The sequence below is a fragment of the uncultured Roseibium sp. genome (assembly GCF_963675095.2).
Taxonomy (GTDB): Bacteria; Pseudomonadota; Alphaproteobacteria; order Rhizobiales; family Stappiaceae; genus Roseibium.
On sequence record NZ_CAXXSJ010000011.1, the window covers coordinates 12,268 to 27,860 of the forward strand.

The following is a 15,593-nucleotide window of genomic DNA, read 5'->3' on the forward strand; positions in this document are numbered from 1 at the left end:
GACGTGGGAGAAGCGTACTTGGAGGAGGCCCGCCACATTCTAGGCCTGCTGCAATCCGCTGACGACGCAGCTGCAGGGGCTGCCACGCGGCCGCGCGGCCGGCTCCGCATTACCTGTCCCAACGAATTCGGCCGCATCCATGTGATGCCGGTCCTCACCGGCTATCTGGATACCTACCGGGACGTGAGCGCGGAAATCGTCATGATCGACCGGATCGTGAACATCGTCGAGGAAGGCTTCGACATTGCGGTGCGGATCGGCCCGCTCCAGTCGTCGGGGTTGACCGCCGTGCGGATCGGCCAGGTCCGCCGGGTGGTCTGCGCTACGCCCGCCTATCTGGCGGAAAACGGCGCACCCCAAACACCGCAGGACCTGCAGGGCCACCGGGTGATTTCCGCCGGCCCGGTCGGCCCATTGCCCGACTGGCGCTTCGGCGGCGACCGACCCGTGACCGTTCGCATTGCTTCCCGCCTCGCCGTCAGCAATATCGCCGCCGGTATTGAAGTCGCCTGCCAGGGCTGGGGCCTGTGCCGCGCCCTCTCCTACCAGGTCGCCCCGCAACTCGAAACGGGAATCCTGCGGAGGGTCCTGGAGGAATTCGAACCGGATCCCTTGCCCGTCCACCTCGTTCACGTCGAAGGCCGCCGCGCCGCCGCCAAGGTCCGCAGCTTTCTCGACTACGCGGCACCGCGCTTGAAGTCGCTTCCGGTTCTCGGTTGACGGGTACGGACCGTATGGGAACCGGTCATGCCGGGAACGCGCCTTTGCCGAATAGTCGCTTTCAAGCTTGTCTGCCGCTTGCTATCACCGGGTAAGGTCAAATTCTGGCGGACACTTCGGGGCTTCCATGTCGCATCAATATGTCCATGTCATCGGTCCCAAGGACACGGTCGATGACATTATCGAATTCGCGGATCGCGACGGCGTCACCCTGGCCGGCATTTCCGCGGCGAAGGGACCGGTGCGCACGGTGTCGTTTCTGACCACTGCCAAGGCCCAACAGCCCCTTCTCGACGATCTGCAAAGCGCGCTTCAAAAGACCGAGGGTTGGCAAATAGCCATAACCCCGGTTGACGCCGTCGTCACCAAGGAGCAGGACGAGGACCCAGACGAAGACGAGATCACCGAGAGCCGGGAAGCCCTGCTGGCCGAGATCTCCAAAAATGCGGGCATTACACCAACCTCCCTGACCTTGGTCGCGATTTCCACAGTCGTTGCCGCGCTCGGTATGATCGAGAACAACGTTGCCGCCATTATCGGAGCGATGGTCATCGCGCCGCTGCTTGGTCCGCTCCTGGGCTCTATTCTCGGGGTCTCGCTCGGCGAACGCGGCCTGATCATCCAGTCCGCGAAAGCCAGTGCCGTCGGCATCCTCCTGGCGGTTGCCATCGGCGGCGTGCTTGGCATCGCGCTACCATTCGATGTTTCGTCGAAAGAACTGGCCTCCCGCGCCGCCGTCGGGTTCGACGACATTGCCCTTGCCCTTGCCGCCGGGGCCGCAGCCGCGCTGTCCCTGACCGCAGGCGCAGCCTCGATCCTGGTCGGCGTCATGGTCGCCGTCGCCCTCATGCCGCCAGCGGCTGCTATTGGCCTGTTCCTTGGAAAAACGGCCTGGCTGATGGCCGGTGACGCAGCCTTGTTGCTGGCGGTAAACCTTGCCGCGCTGCATCTCTCCGGCCAGATCGTCTTTCTTGTCCGCGGCATCAAGCCACGGACCCGTTACAGGCAAGCGAAAGTCAAACAAGCCATCCGCTTTTCCCTGGCAGTGTCCGGGCTTCTGCTTCTCGCCCTGGCACTTGTGATCGGGTACAAGGTCATTCCCGACGCCTTTCCCTTGTTGGATTGACGCGACTGCGGAAAAAATTCCTGGGCCGGCCGAAGCCCTTTCCGCCCGCATCATCCGCTCCAAGGCCTCTCCTCGGGATTTGAATTGCGGCAAGCCCCCCAACCCGTCGCCGACATCAATCCGTCATGCATCAGAGCTAACCGGTCCGCCATGTCGAACTACCGCTCCTATGTCATCTGCACCTCTCCGCGCAGCGGCAGCACCTTGTTGTGCAGAATGCTCGCGGATACCGGTATCGCCGGAAAGCCCGCGTCCCTGTTCTACGACCCCTCACTGGAGGACTGGCTGACCCGGATGAAAATCACACCTGAGGAAACTGCCTCGGAGCGCGATACTCTGGAAGCGGTCTTCCAAGCTGCCATCGAAAAGGGAACTGGAGGCACCGGCCTGTTCGGTCTGCGCCAGCAAAGGCCAAGTTTTCCGTTTCTGTGCGAAAAGCTCGCCGTCCTCTACCCGGACGAACCGACGGATCGAGCGCGCCTTCACCGGGTCTTCGGGCCAACCCTGTTCATCCACCTGACCCGCCGCGACAAGATCGAGCAGGCCGTATCCTACCTGAAGGCCGAACAGTCCGGCTTGTGGCATGCCGCCCCCGACGGCACGGAACTGGAACGCCTTTCTCCGCATCGCGACCCGTCCTACGACAGGCAACAGATCCGGGCCTGCGTCGAGACGATGACAGGCTATGACAATGGCTGGCTGGCCTGGTTTAAACAGGAAGGCATCACACCTCACCGTATTTCCTACACAGACCTCTCCGCCGATCCGGCCGCAACCCTGCAAACCGTTCTGGAGCGCCTGGACCTCGACCCGGCAGCGGCCGCCGGCATCACCCCCTCCGTCAAGAAACTGGCCGATGAGACCAGCCGGGAGTGGGTCGAACGGTTCCGCGCCGAGGAACGGTTGGACCGAGCCCCGCTCAATACGCCGTGAACCGGCCCCGCATGGCCTCGTCCTCCTGACGGATACGCTGGCGGAGGATGACGAGGTAGACCGGCAGACCCACGATCAGTGTGCCGTAGGCCTGCAGCGCCAGCGCAAAGCCGATCAGTTCGGGGATCATGTTCAGATAGTAATTCGGGTGCCGGATCATCCGGAAGAAACGGTTGGTCACCAGTTCGTGGTCCCGGGCGATGATGATCTTGACGGTCCAGAACCGACCGAGGGTCATCAGGACCCACGCCAGCGCGATCATGGAAAGCGTATAGATGACGAGCCCGACCACCGTGACCGCCGAAACCGGGGCCGCGCGCCACAGGCCCTCTGCGATTGCCGCCAGATAATAAGCGATATGGACCAGCGCCAGTATCGTGGAGGTGGTGGCGCCATATTCCACCGCGCCAGCCTGCTTCAGCCGTTTCTCGTTGCGGATGGACACCGCCAGGGCGGCAAAGCGGAGAATAGCGGCAATGCCGATAAAGCCGATCATGAAAACAGGCATGAAAAAATCCCGCAACTTTGAAAACGGGCCCGGTTATACATCCATGCACCCGCCTAAAAAGGTCTTTCCGCCCGGATCGTGATGCGATGCCCACAATCTCAACAGAATATCGCGGGTACGGCCGAAGACCGGCACCATTCAAGCCACGCAGGTTGGGCTTATCGCAACAGCCCCTCAGCCGGGCAGAATGCTTGTGACGGCGTTGATCACAGTCGTAGTGACTGCGCCGGCGAGAAACAGCCAATCGAAAAACAGGCATGATGCGACAATCAGCGTGGTCTGATAAGCAGGTGCCGCCCATTCGTTCATGAGGATGGCAAGCGCCCAGTTCTGGCCGAACACGTAGGCATAGGCAGCCCAGGCGATATAGCCGGTGAGCGCCACTGAAAAGGCGGTGAACCGCCAATTGAGAGGCTTGCGGAACAGGGCAAGCCCGACCATCAGCGACAACGCCATGACATTCACCAGACCGAAGCGACGCAGATCGGTCAGCAGACCGTTCACCGTGCTCTGATAGCGTTCGACGACATAGTCCCGAAGGGTCGCTCGACCCAACTGCAGCCGGCCGATCCGTTGCACCAGCGCGCTGTTGGCGACCACCGCCGCAACGGCCCAGAAATCGCAGTTTTCCTTGCAGCGACCGGACATCACGGGCGCAAGCAGCGCAGGTACGATCTGCCTGCGCCGCTCATCGACCCTGTCCTCGTCCCGTCCGAACCTTTCAGCAAGGGCGCCGAACCGTTCCGCCCGTCCGCCTTCCGCAGAGGGACCTTTGACCTTCTCCCAAGCCTCGTGGGCAGCCGCTTCGACTTTCGCAACGGCAAAATCCTGCAACCTCTCTTCCACTTGCTGCGGGTTGGTATAGGTCACGATCACCAGAAACGCTGAAAGGATCAGCCCTGCCAACTGAACTCCTGCCAGTGCCAGCCTGCCTGCAAGTTCCATGCGATCTCTTCGCCCCGGACAATGCCACCTTCCTTTCAACCATCCAGTGAAGCGACATGAAAAGCAACCATCCACCCGGTACGCTTTTCGCTCCTTTCACTCTCTTTTTGCCCTCCCCTGCGCGCCGCAGATCGCTGGCACGAGACGGCCACCAAATCAGCACCCCTTGAAATAGACCCTAATTAGATATATCTAAATGCCATCTAAAACAGAACGAAAGTGAAATGAGACTGTTATGAGAAACGATATGTTTGACGGTGACCACCATGGCCGGGGACGGCGCGGCCGAGGCTTTGGCCGACACGGCGAAGGCCGAGGCGGTCCCGGTCGCAATGGCGAAGGCAGAGGTTTCCGCGGCGGGCGGCGCGGCCAGCGCTCCGGACGGCTGTTCGACCACGGCGAACTCCGGATCGTGATCCTTGCCCTGATCGCGGAGGCTCCGCGTCATGGCTACGACCTCATCAAGGAGATCGAGGAACGCACCGGCGGGGCCTACAGCCCGAGCCCCGGCGTCATCTACCCGACCCTGGCCATGCTTGAGGAAATGGGCCACGCCACGGTGACCGAAAGCGAGGGCAAGAAGCTCTATACGGCAACGGAAGCCGGCATCACGGCGATCGCCGAACAACAGGCCGAAGCCGACGCGGCTTTTGCCCGGATGGATCGCGCAGCCGCTGAAACGCCCGCAGGCCCGCCGCCACAGCTCGTCCGCGCCATGGAGAACCTGAAGCTCTCCCTCAGGCTGCGGCTGGAAGGCGGACCGCTGAGCGAAGACCAGATCCGCACGATCGCCGCCGCACTCGATACTGCCGCTGTCGCGATCGAACAGGCGTAGGTCCGAACGGCCATCACCCCGCCATGGCCGAAACGCTATACCGTCTATTCGATCCCGCGAATTGCCTCCTGCCCCCCTCCTTCCTACGAAATGACATAGGTCGAAATCAGGAAGGAGAGGACCACATGCAAGCTTGCGATGTTCCCCTGCTGCGCCGCTTCTGGTACTGCGTGGCACCGAGCGAAAAAATTACCGACAAGCCCTACGGTTTCACCCTGCTGAACGAGCCGATTGCCCTGTGGCGGGACGACACGGGGGCGGTTCGGGCAGTGAAGGATCGCTGCCTGCATCGCACAGCGAAACTGTCGCTTGGCTATGTCGAGAACGGCAACATCGTCTGCCCCTATCACGGCTGGGCCTTCAGCGGTTCCGGCCAGTGCGTCAAGGTTCCCCAGGATGTCGAAGACAAGCCCAATCCGTTCGGCGTGCCCGGCTATCACTGCACGGAAAAATACAATCACGTCTGGGTCGCCCTGGAAGATCCGATCTTCGGCATTCCGGAAATCGAGGAATTCGGCCAGCCCGGCTACCGCCAGGTGATCGAATTCTGCGAGACCTGGTCCGCCAATCCCCTGCGCATCATCGAGAATTCCTTCGACGCCGCCCATATCACCTTCGTCCACAAGGAAAGCTTCGGCGATCCGGACCCGACCATCCATCCCTTTTCCGTGGATGAAACGGAAAACGGCTTCATCGTCCAGAACGACATCAAGGTGAAGAACGCCGAGCACATGAAATCGGCGCTCGGAATGGAGGACGACGAAACCCGGCGGCGGACGCGCAACCGCTTCTACCTGCCGTTCTCCCGTGTCGGGCGGATCTGCTACCCGAACGGACTGGAAAACATCCTGTGCACCTTCCTGGCCCCCATGGACAATCAACGTACACAGTTCATCCAGTGGGTGATGCGCAACGACAGCGAAGAAGACACGCCTGCGGAAAAAGTAATCGCCTTTGACCGGCAGGTCACGATCGAGGACCGCGATATTCTGGCGAGCACCGACCTCAACGTGCCCCTGGACAGGTCCGAGGGCGTGGAGCTTCACATGTCGTCTGACCGGCCGGGCGTTCTGATGCGCAAACAGTTGCGTCGCCTGATCGAGACGGCGGACGCAGAAACCGCCGCCTGACCCCTCCTCCCGCGGCGGTGTCCCTCACGCCGACGCGGCTTTTAAACCGGTGATGTGTGAGGCGTCCGATACAGGTTGGAGCTCATATTCTCTACCTCACGGGCCACACCGCGGATAATGCCGCGCAACCACTGGTGCCACGGGGAGCGGTGATTGCGTTCGTGCCAGAGCGCGTAGAAACGGATGGCACCGAACTCCTTGGGCAGTTCCACCACGCTCAGCGGCACATGGACGGCCAGATCCTCGGCGAAATGCCGGCTGGTGGTGAAGACCATGTCGGTCTGCGCAAGAACGAAGGGCACCGATCCGTAGTCGGGTACCGAAGCCGAAATCTGACGGCTGACCGACAGGTCGCACAGGCGCCCGTCGATGGGGCTAAGCCCGGCATTGTCAGAAGGCGTCAGGGACAGGTGTTTCGCCGATAGGTACTGGTTGAGTGTCAGCCGCTTCAATTTGGAGAACGGATGCCTGCCATGCACCAGACAGACCATATTTGAGGCAAACAGTGGCGCGGTTCGCAGCTTTTCCGGCGGATGCGGCCAGTTGCCCAGGACGATATCGGCCACGCCGTCGGCCAGAACCGAAACGAGCTGGTCGTGGGCAGGCATGGGCGAGACATCGACGATCGCGCCCGGCGCCTCCTCGTTGATGCGGCTGATGATGAGCGGCAGAAACGTCGGACCGAAGCAATTGGCAAGCAGCAGCCGGAAATGATGCCCCCCGCTCGACGGATCGAAGCTCTCGTCGGGACAAAGCTCCCGGTCGAGATCCTCCAGAACCCGACGCATGGAAATCTCCAATTCCCGGCCCCGGTCAGTCGGAACCAGCCGGTTTCCGGTACGCACCAGCAGTGGATCATTGAAAATCGCGCGCAGGCGCCTGAGACAGAGGCTGATGGCCGGCTGCGGCTGACCGATCAGTTCAGCCGTGCGCGTCACGCTGCATTCGGTAAGCAGGGTCACCAGAATACGCAGGGAGCGAACGTCCAGCCCATTGCCCATACTGCTGCTTTTCATGCGGATACTCCTGTTCGACCAGCGCTCGCGGTCACCAGAAACCGCAAGCCGGCAAACCGGACCAGGCCCGGCGTCGCCATCGGTTTTGAAAAAGCAAGAACCGTTCCAGTCACGGCACAGACGTCGCAGGGGCTCGCCGGTTCTGGATAAAGCCTGAGGGCTTTTCCGGGATGACCTTGAGTACGGGGCACAGCCGTGCCTTATCCCCAGGCTGTCATCCCGGCCGCAGCGAAGCGGAGAGCCGGGACCCATATGTGGACGGCCCCGTGGTTGCAAGGTTGAAGTTGGCAGGTGTTCCGGATCGCTTGCGGTCATATGTACGGCCTGCTTTGCGGCCGTTTTGCCGCTGGCCAAGATGGGTTCCGCAGCGGATGGGATCCAAACAGTACAGCGATATCGGCCTTGAAGCCGCCACTGGATCCCACGGTATTTCCCATCCGCCTCGGTTCGACCGAACACACCTTCTCATCTTCCCTCGCAAGTTCCTCTGTCGCGCCAGCCTGTCTTTGGCCGGGGCAAGTGTTTTGTCGATCGTCAGGCGAGTCCCGGTTGCTCCTTCGGTGACCGCGGGTGATAGGTTTCGCCGCTGACCATCAGCTTCCAGGCGATGCGCGCCAGCTTGTTGGCGAGCGCGACGGCAACCAGCTTGTGCGGCTTGTGACGACACAGTTTCTCCAACCAGGGCCAGGGCGTTTTGATCCTCCCCTGCCGGCACTGCAGCAGAACGGCGCTTGCGCCGGCAACCAGGGTGGCGCGCAGCATCTCGTCCCCGGCGCGGGTGATCACACCGAGCCGGTTCTTGCCTGCCGTGGAATGGTTTTTCGGCGTCAGGCCGAGCCAGGCAGAAAAATCGCGCCCCGATTTGAAGGCATGCGCGTTGCTCACCTTGATCGCCAGCAGGGTCGCACCAACCGGACCAATGCCCGGGATGCCGGCCAGCCGCTGGCTGAGTTCATCGGCACGGTGAAGCTCTCGCAGTTTTGCGTTGAGATCGGCTATCTCCTTGTCCACTCGCGCGTAGTCACGGACCAGCGTTTCGAACATATCCCGTGCCATCTCCGGCAGCGTCTCGTCCGCGCGGATCCGCTCGACAAGCCGGTCAAGCTGGAACAGGCCCTTCGGGGCAACCAGACCGAACTCTGCCGCAAAGCCGCGGATCGAATTGGAAAGCTGCGTACGCCGGCCAAGGAATTGCCCTCGCAGCTTCGCCAGCATCTGCGCAGCTTGCTGCTCTGGACTTTTCACCGGCACGAAGGTCCGGGCCAGCTTCGGACGGCTCATCGCCTCGCAGATCGCTTCCGCGTCCGCCGCGTCCGATTTGCTCCGCTGCACATAGGGCTTGACGTATTGCGGCGGGATCAGCGCGACCTCATGCCCCAACTTCCGTAACTCCCGAGCCCAATAATGCGAGGCTCCACAGGCCTCAAGGCCCACCTGCGCCGGAGGCAGGCCGGCAAAAAAGTCGAGAACCTGACGACGGCGAAGCTTCTTGCTCAACACCGGATGGTCCCCAGCATCCACACCATGCAATTGAAAAACAGACTTGGACGTATCCATTCCAACGCGGCTAATATTCTTCATGGACGGCTCCATCGTTTGAGATCTTTAACAACCTCATTCTGGCACATCGATGCCGTAGGGGCCGTCCACCCCAACAGTACTCCGTGCCTTTTCGGATTGCGCACGGACTTCTCCGTTCAAACAACAGCCCTCACGGAGTACTGGGTTCCCGCTTTCGCGGGAATGACAACAGAAGGTATGGCACGTCCGTGCCTCCCTCACAGCGCCGTCACACGGCAAGGCTCGAGTGATCCAATCCCCCTCGCCGCGCATCCCGGAAGCGAAAGGGAAAGCCTCTTCTCTACTGACCCACGTTGAATTCCGTCTTGACCATCGCAGGGATATCGAGATCCCCCTCCAGCCCGCCATAGGTCTTGAGGATCTCATAGGAGTCGGCGACTTTCGCGGTCTCCACGCTGCACAGGCCGTTCTTGGCCGTGTCCGCCGACTTGACGAAATCCTCTTCGAGCGCCAGTTGGCGTTTCTGCTGTTCCGGGTTCAGCTCCGGATTGCGCGCCAGAACTGCGGCCACGGCTTCTTCCTGATGGCTGAATGCATAGTCCCAGCCTTTGGCCGTGGCGGTCATGAAGCCCTTGATGAGATCCGCATTGGCGGCCGCGAAGTCGGCCGTGGTGAAGATCGTCTCCGCATAGGCGTTGATGCCGTAGTCGGCCGGCACCAGCGTCGCCGTCTCGTAGCCCTGGACCTGAAGGGCGACCGGCTCGTTGACGACGAAGGAAGTCTTCGCATCGACCTGGCCGGTCATCAGCACCTCGTTGCCGGCCATGACCACCTTGTTGACCTTGTCCATGTCCACGCCTGCAGCATTCAGCATGGCCTGGGTGTAGGTCCACGGTCCGCCTTCGGTATAGGCCAGGGTCTTGCCTTCAAGATCCTTGGGTTCCTTGATACCGGTCTTGGCGAGCGACAGCACGCCGGCGGGGTTCTTCTGGAAACAGGCACCGACAATCACCAGGTCCATGCCCTGCGCATTGCCGAACAGGATGGAGCTCACATCATTGGTGCCGAAGGTGTTCTGGCCGGAGGCCACCATGGCGGTCGAGTTGATGTTGGGTCCACCGGGGAAAATCCCCAGGTTGATCCCGGCTTCCTCGTAGAAGCCCTTTTCCAGGGCCATGACATATCCGGCATTCTGCACATTCATTAGCCAGGAAATGCGCAGACTGACGTCTTCTGCGGCATGGGCCGGCAGGACGGCGGACAGGGAAAGGGCCGAAACGACGGCGGCATGGCGGCAATAGCTGGTGACTGACTGCATGGGATGGTTCTCCTCTGGGATGCGGTTTTGGTTTTTGGTTATTCAGTTTTCGATGTTGGCCCCCGGCCAGAACAGCGCGAGCTTTTCCAAAAGGACGACGGCGTAGAAGAAGATGACCGTGGCGGCCGAGGTGACGAAGATCGCCGAAAACAGCATGACCGCGTCCTGACGGTAGCCGGCGTTGACGATGATGGTGCCGATGCCCTGGTTGGCGCCGGTGAACTCGGCGACGATCGCGCCGATGACCGACATGCCGACGGTGATCTTCATGGCCGAGAACAGGTAGGGCAGCGCCGCGAACAACCGCGCGTGGCGCAACAGATCGGCCGGGTCGGCATGAATGACCCCCATGAAATCGAGCACCGACTTGTCGAGGCTGCGCAACCCGCGTGTCATATTGACGAGGGTTGGAAAGACGCAGGCGATCGCGGCGATGGCGATTTTCGGGGCAATCCCGAAGCCGAGCCAGATGGTCAGCAGCGGCGCGATCGCCAGGATCGGAATGGTCTTCAACACGATCGCCCAGGGAAACACCGCCCGTTCGAAACTGCGCGAATAGATGAAGCTGATCGACAGCAGGATCGCGATCGATGTTCCGATCAGAAACCCGAGCGAGGCGGCCAGCAGCGTGACCCCGGCATTGGTCACCAGGCTGTGCCAATCGGTGACCATGCGCGCGATGATGACCGAGGGCGCCGGCAGCAGAAACTTAGGGATGTCCCGGAAAACCACCACCGCCTCCCAGGCGATGCCGAGGGTCAGAAAAAGGAGTAGCGGCGGCCCCTTGCTCATGAGCTGCCCCTTGAAGACATCCGCGAATTTGCCGGTCTTGCCGCTCATGACCCTTCTCCGAAAATCAGGGCCTCGAGTTCGGCCACATAGGCGCGGAATTTCGAACTGGAGCGCACCGCGCTGCCCCGGGGTCGCTCCAGCTCGATCGGAATGATCTTTTCCACCCGGCCCGGACGGGGCAGCAGCACAACCACAAAATCCGACAGAAGTACCGCCTCGCTCAGCGAATGGGTGACGAACAGCACCGTCGCCTGGCGCTGGGCATAGATGCGCAGGAGCTCGTCGCCCATTTCCCGGCGGGTGAAGTCGTCAAGCGCGCCGAAGGGCTCATCCATCAGCAGGACGTCCGGCCGGTAGCACAGAGACCGGGCAATGGAGGCGCGTTGGCGCATGCCGCCGGACAGATGGGCCGGATACCGGTCCTCGAACCCGTTCAGATGTACAAGCTCGAGCATCTCCCGCGCGCGCCGGTCGCGGATCGCCGGCGTCTCGATATTGAGGATGTCGAGCGGTAGGCGCACATTCTCCAGCGTGGTCTTCCAAGGCAGCAGGGCAGCGTCCTGAAAGACGAAGCCGAAAGGCCGGTCCTTGCTGAACTCGGTCGGGCTCATGCCGTCGATCTCGATCAGACCGAACGACGCCGTTTCCAGGCCACTCACAATCCGCAGAAGCGTCGACTTCCCACAGCCGCTGTGGCCGACGATGGAGATGAAGCTGTTGCGCGGAAAGGAAAACGAGATGGACCTCAGCGCCTCGACGGCACCGTCACTACCTTTGCTGCTATCGGGAAAGGTCTTGGAAATTCCGCTTAAGGTGATGAAAGGGCGTGGCGAACCGGTGTGGGCGGATGGCGATGGAAGGTGCGCGTCCATGGGCTTCATAAAACAACTCTCGCTCGACCGGTCGTAAAACCGGAGGTTCCCGCCTCTCCCTTGTTGTTTTCGATGCGTCCGGTGCCGCGAAACACCGATCATGACCGCTTTATTTTCGGCAATTGTTATGGACCCACCCGGAGGTGGGCAATTTGCATTTCGTAATAATACGTATAGCGAAATTCGAATGGACACCTGCGGGGCCCGGCGCGCCCGTCCAAACCGCTGCGTCTGCTCAGAGCACGCGACTACAGTCCCGCACGGCTGCGCCGCCCGGGAGGTCAACTAATAATGTGGAAGAATGAGGTGACGCCGGTGCCGAAACGCCAGCTGCCCCTGCCCCGTACCGCCTTCAGACGGTCGGGGCCGGGATCAGGCAGGATCTGAAAATCAGGCCGTCGCGGCCAGGGTGCCGTCGATATAGGCGCGCCAGCTCTTCAGGCCGGTGATATCTTCCGCCCCCGCAATTCCGGCAGCTTCGCAGACAAACCCCTGAACGGTACGGCCGTCGGAGAGAACAAGGGTTCCAAGACCGAGCGGTGCCGGGATGGTGGCCAGGAACGAGCCGACCTCCTTCAGCGGGACCGCCCAGATTTCCAGGTCGATCTCGCTGCCCGAGCCGGGCTCGCCGCGGACCAGGCCCGGACGGCTCGGCGGACCGCCGGCAAGGGCGTAGAGCCGATAGGCATCGCTGGTCTTTGCCGTTTCCAGGAAGCGGGCGCCGCGCGAGGTCAGTTCGGGATTGAGCGACATGCCGGACATATGCGCGCCGCAGACGGCAAGCGCCAGTTCGTCCGGCTGCGCGACCGGGGCCGTTTCCGGCGCGTCGGGCAGTTCCCAACCGGTGGCGCCCAGTTCATGGGCACAGGCCTGTTCCAGCTGGATCCCGATGGAGGCCAGCAGGCCATCCTCGCCGGCCGCTGCCAGCAGAGTGACACTGCCCGGACGCCCGTCGGCACGCGGCGAGACCGGTACGGCGAGCCCGCACATGTCGAGCAGGTTGACGAAATTGGTGTAGGTGCCGTAGCGCGAATTCGGGCCGATCGGATCGTCGATCAGGTCCTGGACGGAATAGAAGGTCGGCGCCGTCGGCACGCACAGCAGATCGAGGCCGGCCAGCACGGATTCGGTCTTCCGCCCCAGTTCCTTCAGCCGGTAGATGCCGCGGAAGGCATCGGTCGCCGTCAGGCCGATCGCCTTGCCGACGACTTCGCGGGTGACCGGATGAACGTCTTCCGGCTGGGTCTCCATCAGCTCCTGCAGAACCGTATGGCGCTCGGCGACCCAGGCGCCCTCGTAGAGCATCTTCGCCACGTCGTAGAACGGCGTGAAGTCGATCTTTTCCACCGTGGCGCCCAGCGCCTTCAGGGTCTCTATCGTTTCGTAGAACGAGGCCGCCTGAACCGTGTCGCCGAAAAACTCGATGCTGGCGTCGTCCGGAATGCCGACGCGCAAGGAAGGCGGCATGTCGCCCAGGGGGGCAACGCGGATGTGACGCGAATAGGCGTCTTCCGGGTCGTAGCCGGCAGCAGCGGCGAACGCCTCATAGGCATCGGCAACAGTCAGGGCGAAGATCGAAATCGTGTCCAGCGTCCGGCAGGCCGGAACCACGCCGCTGGCCGACAAGGCGCCAAGCGTGGGTTTAAGCCCCGCGATGTTGTTCATCATCCCCGGAACCCGGCCGGAGCCCGCCGTGTCCGTCCCGAGCGAGAAACTGACGATGCCGTGACCAACCGCGACCGCGGAGCCGGAAGACGATCCGCCCGGCACGATCTTGGGATCGACCGCGTTCAGCGGCGGCTGATAGGGCGAGCGGACGCCGACAAGGCCGGTGGCGAACTGGTCCAGGTTGGTCTTGCCGATGGCCAGCGCCCCGGCGGCCTTCAGCCGGGCAACGGCGAAGGCGTCCGCTTCGGCCGTATATTCGAACACCGGACAGGCGGCCGTCGTCGGCTTGCCGCCGTCGTCGATGTTGTCCTTGATGGCAAAGGGAATGCCCCACAGCGGCTTGTCCGGATCGTAGGAACCGAGCGCCTTTGCGGCTGCCAGCACATCGGCCTTGTCGTAGAGATGAATGAAGATCCCCGGATCGTCGACCTCGGCGATGCGCCGGTAGACTTCCTCGATCACCGCTTCGGGGCTGGTTCCCGAGGCATAGGCGGCTTTGAGGGCGGAAAGCGTGAAAGGAAGGTCGTTCATGGGATCTTCGTACCTGAGCTTATGCGATGTTTTCTTGGAATTCAGGCGCGGCAAGGCCGGCCGCTGCGGGCGGATGGGGGGCGGCTGAAAGCAGCTCGCGCGTATAGTCCGACGACGGGTTCTGCATCACCTGTTCCGACGGTCCCTCCTCGACGATCTCGCCGTCCTTCATCACGATCACATGGTCGCACAACAGGCGCACGACATGGAGGTCATGACTGACGAACAGATAACTGATACCGAGTTTGGCCCGCAGATCCACCAGAAGATTGAGCACCACCGCCTGGATCGACACGTCGAGGGCCGCCGTCGGCTCGTCAAGAATGAGGAATTTCGGGTTGAGCGCGATGGCCCGCGCAATGCCGACACGGGCCTTCTGGCCGCCGGAAAGCTGATGCGGGAAGCGGGTCAGGAGCGGCCGGGGCAGACCGACCAGATCGGCCAGTTCCTCCACCCGCGCCTTCTTCTCTGACCTATTGAGATCCGACAGGCGGTCCAGCGGCTCCTGGATCAGCTGCTGCGCGGTGTGGCGCGGATTGAAGCTGTCGGTCGCGTCCTGGAACACCATCTGGATGCTGGAACGGCGCGGATCCTTCGCGAAGGCCCGCGCCGGCGACTTCGCAAGGTCCTCGCCGTCGAACAGGATTTCGCCGCTGGTCGGATCGTCGAGACGCACCAGCATGGACGACGTGGTCGACTTGCCGCAGCCGGATTCCCCGACAAGCCCGACGCACTCCCCTTCCCTGATCTGGAACGAGATCCCCTTGACCGCATGCACCGGGCCGGACTTGCCCTGATAGGTCTTCTTCAGGTCGCGCACGTCCAGAAGCACCGTGTCGGAGCGTTTCGGCGGCGCCAGCGGCGTGCGCATTTCTTCCGGCAACAGCTCGCGCACCGAGGCCCCTGCCCGCGGCGTCGCGTCGACGAGCTTGCGGGTATAGGCATGCTGCGGCGAGAAGAACAGCGCTTCCGGCTTGCCGGTCTCGACGATCGCGCCGTCCTTCATCACGACGATCCGGTCGCAATATTGCGCGGCCATGCCCAGGTCGTGGGTGATCAGGATCGAACTCATGCCCCGGTCGCGGATCAGGTCGCTGACCAGATCCATCACCGCCTTCTGGGTGGTGATGTCGAGACCGGTGGTCGGCTCGTCGGAAATCAGGATGTGCGGATCGCAGGCGAGCGCGATGGCAATGACGATGCGCTGGCACATCCCGCCGGAGAGTTCGAACGGATAGGCGTGATAGCGCTCTTCCGGATTGCGGATCTTGACCGCCTCCAGCGCCCGGATTGCCTCCGCCTTCGCCGTCGAACGGGTCGCCCTTGCGTGGCGGCGCAGCACATCCTCCAGCTGATGGCCGACCTTGCGGATCGGGTTGAGCGCCGCGCGCGGGTTCTGGAAGATCATGGAAATCTCCCGGCCGCGAATGTCGCGCATGGCGGCTTCCGTCGCCGCCTTCAGGTCGACCCCCTCGTAATCGAGCGCGCCGCCGGTGATCGTCCCGCCCCTGTCCAGGATGCGCATCAGCGCGTAGGAGGTCACGGACTTGCCGGAGCCGGATTCCCCGACGATGCCGAGGGTTTCGCCCTTGTCCAGCTCGAAGGATACCCCGCGCACGGCATCGACCTGCCCCCCGCGGGTCTGGAAGGAAACCTTGAGATCCTTGACGTTCAGCAT

General features: G+C 62.4%; 14 protein-coding genes. 5 read left to right on the forward strand and 9 right to left on the reverse strand.

From position 1 onward, the window contains the following. Positions 1–18 precede the first annotated feature (18 nt). From ABIN98_RS04570 to ABIN98_RS04580, 3 genes are all read left to right on the forward strand, one after another. Positions 19–720, forward strand: a complete 702-nt coding sequence (locus ABIN98_RS04570) for a LysR substrate-binding domain-containing protein (RefSeq protein WP_346907798.1) — start codon at positions 19–21, stop codon at positions 718–720. Between the two features lie 127 nt (positions 721–847). Further along, complete coding sequence (locus tag ABIN98_RS04575) at positions 848–1,846, forward strand: TIGR00341 family protein (protein WP_346907800.1); 999 nt, start codon at positions 848–850, stop codon at positions 1,844–1,846. Between the two features lie 150 nt (positions 1,847–1,996). Beyond that, positions 1,997–2,779 carry a Stf0 family sulfotransferase gene (locus tag ABIN98_RS04580; protein ID WP_346907802.1) on the forward strand — a complete coding sequence of 261 codons (783 nt, stop codon included), beginning with the start codon at positions 1,997–1,999 and terminating at the stop codon, positions 2,777–2,779. On the opposite strand, the gene ABIN98_RS04585 is transcribed toward ABIN98_RS04580, so the two are convergent. After that, positions 2,766–3,287, reverse strand: coding sequence for an isoprenylcysteine carboxylmethyltransferase family protein (locus ABIN98_RS04585; protein WP_346907804.1), 522 nt, complete (start codon positions 3,285–3,287; stop codon positions 2,766–2,768). The two genes, ABIN98_RS04580 and ABIN98_RS04585, sit on opposite strands and share 14 nt — an antisense overlap. Before the next feature lie 174 nt (positions 3,288–3,461). Then, the gene (locus tag ABIN98_RS04590) at positions 3,462–4,232 is read right to left on the reverse strand and encodes a hypothetical protein (RefSeq protein WP_346907806.1); all 771 of its coding nucleotides are present in this window, start codon (positions 4,230–4,232) and stop codon (positions 3,462–3,464) included. 247 nt (positions 4,233–4,479) lie between these two features. Between ABIN98_RS04590 and ABIN98_RS04595 the strand changes: the two genes are divergently transcribed. Together ABIN98_RS04595 and ABIN98_RS04600 are read left to right on the forward strand one after the other, a co-directional pair. Then, the gene (locus tag ABIN98_RS04595; RefSeq protein WP_346907808.1) at positions 4,480–5,067 is read left to right on the forward strand and encodes a PadR family transcriptional regulator; all 588 of its coding nucleotides are present in this window, start codon (positions 4,480–4,482) and stop codon (positions 5,065–5,067) included. A 125-nt stretch (positions 5,068–5,192) separates the two neighbouring features. Next, entirely contained in the window at positions 5,193–6,197 is a 1,005-nt protein-coding gene (locus tag ABIN98_RS04600) for an aromatic ring-hydroxylating dioxygenase subunit alpha (protein ID WP_346907810.1), read from the forward strand. Between the two features lie 41 nt (positions 6,198–6,238). Here the strand turns inward: ABIN98_RS04600 and ABIN98_RS04605 are convergent, their stop codons facing one another. From ABIN98_RS04605 to ABIN98_RS04635, 7 genes are all read right to left on the reverse strand, one after another. Beyond that, positions 6,239–7,213 (reverse strand): LysR family transcriptional regulator, encoded by a 975-nt coding sequence (locus tag ABIN98_RS04605; protein ID WP_346907812.1) that lies wholly within the window; start codon positions 7,211–7,213, stop codon positions 6,239–6,241. A 534-nt stretch (positions 7,214–7,747) separates the two neighbouring features. Continuing rightward, positions 7,748–8,794, reverse strand: a complete 1,047-nt coding sequence (locus ABIN98_RS04610) for an IS110 family transposase (protein ID WP_346907814.1) — start codon at positions 8,792–8,794, stop codon at positions 7,748–7,750. A 280-nt stretch (positions 8,795–9,074) separates the two neighbouring features. Continuing rightward, on the reverse strand, positions 9,075–10,052 hold the full coding sequence (locus ABIN98_RS04615; protein ID WP_346907816.1) for an ABC transporter substrate-binding protein: 978 nt from the start codon (positions 10,050–10,052) through the stop codon (positions 9,075–9,077). A 42-nt stretch (positions 10,053–10,094) separates the two neighbouring features. Beyond that, on the reverse strand, positions 10,095–10,892 hold the full coding sequence (locus ABIN98_RS04620) for an ABC transporter permease (RefSeq protein WP_346907817.1): 798 nt from the start codon (positions 10,890–10,892) through the stop codon (positions 10,095–10,097). Beyond that, complete coding sequence (locus tag ABIN98_RS04625) at positions 10,889–11,725, reverse strand: ABC transporter ATP-binding protein (protein WP_346907819.1); 837 nt, start codon at positions 11,723–11,725, stop codon at positions 10,889–10,891. Before ABIN98_RS04625 ends, ABIN98_RS04620 begins: the two co-directional genes overlap by 4 nt. Before the next feature lie 381 nt (positions 11,726–12,106). Further along, positions 12,107–13,915 carry an allophanate hydrolase gene (gene atzF, locus ABIN98_RS04630; protein WP_346907821.1) on the reverse strand — a complete coding sequence of 603 codons (1,809 nt, stop codon included), beginning with the start codon at positions 13,913–13,915 and terminating at the stop codon, positions 12,107–12,109. 19 nt (positions 13,916–13,934) lie between these two features. After that, positions 13,935–15,593: an ABC transporter ATP-binding protein gene (locus ABIN98_RS04635; protein ID WP_346907823.1), complete on the reverse strand. Its 1,659-nt coding sequence runs from the start codon at positions 15,591–15,593 to the stop codon at positions 13,935–13,937.

Bases quoted from the DNA above. Each gene is read 5' to 3' on its own strand.
- ABIN98_RS04590 (WP_346907806.1), bottom strand. From the start codon at position 4,232: ATGGAACTTGCAGGCAGGCTGGCACTGGCAGGAGTTCAGTTGGCAGGG.
- ABIN98_RS04610 (WP_346907814.1), bottom strand. From the start codon at position 8,794: ATGAAGAATATTAGCCGCGTTGGAATGGATACGTCCAAGTCTGTTTTT.
- ABIN98_RS04635 (WP_346907823.1), bottom strand. From the start codon at position 15,593: ATGCTGAACGTCAAGGATCTCAAGGTTTCCTTCCAGACCCGCGGGGGG.
- ABIN98_RS04585 (WP_346907804.1), bottom strand. From the start codon at position 3,287: ATGCCTGTTTTCATGATCGGCTTTATCGGCATTGCCGCTATTCTCCGC.
- ABIN98_RS04615 (WP_346907816.1), bottom strand. From the start codon at position 10,052: ATGCAGTCAGTCACCAGCTATTGCCGCCATGCCGCCGTCGTTTCGGCC.
- ABIN98_RS04595 (WP_346907808.1), top strand. From the start codon at position 4,480: ATGTTTGACGGTGACCACCATGGCCGGGGACGGCGCGGCCGAGGCTTT.
- ABIN98_RS04620 (WP_346907817.1), bottom strand. From the start codon at position 10,892: ATGAGCGGCAAGACCGGCAAATTCGCGGATGTCTTCAAGGGGCAGCTC.
- atzF (WP_346907821.1), bottom strand. From the start codon at position 13,915: ATGAACGACCTTCCTTTCACGCTTTCCGCCCTCAAAGCCGCCTATGCC.
- ABIN98_RS04605 (WP_346907812.1), bottom strand. From the start codon at position 7,213: ATGAAAAGCAGCAGTATGGGCAATGGGCTGGACGTTCGCTCCCTGCGT.
- ABIN98_RS04600 (WP_346907810.1), top strand. From the start codon at position 5,193: ATGCAAGCTTGCGATGTTCCCCTGCTGCGCCGCTTCTGGTACTGCGTG.
- ABIN98_RS04575 (WP_346907800.1), top strand. From the start codon at position 848: ATGTCGCATCAATATGTCCATGTCATCGGTCCCAAGGACACGGTCGAT.
- ABIN98_RS04625 (WP_346907819.1), bottom strand. From the start codon at position 11,725: ATGAAGCCCATGGACGCGCACCTTCCATCGCCATCCGCCCACACCGGT.
- ABIN98_RS04580 (WP_346907802.1), top strand. From the start codon at position 1,997: ATGTCGAACTACCGCTCCTATGTCATCTGCACCTCTCCGCGCAGCGGC.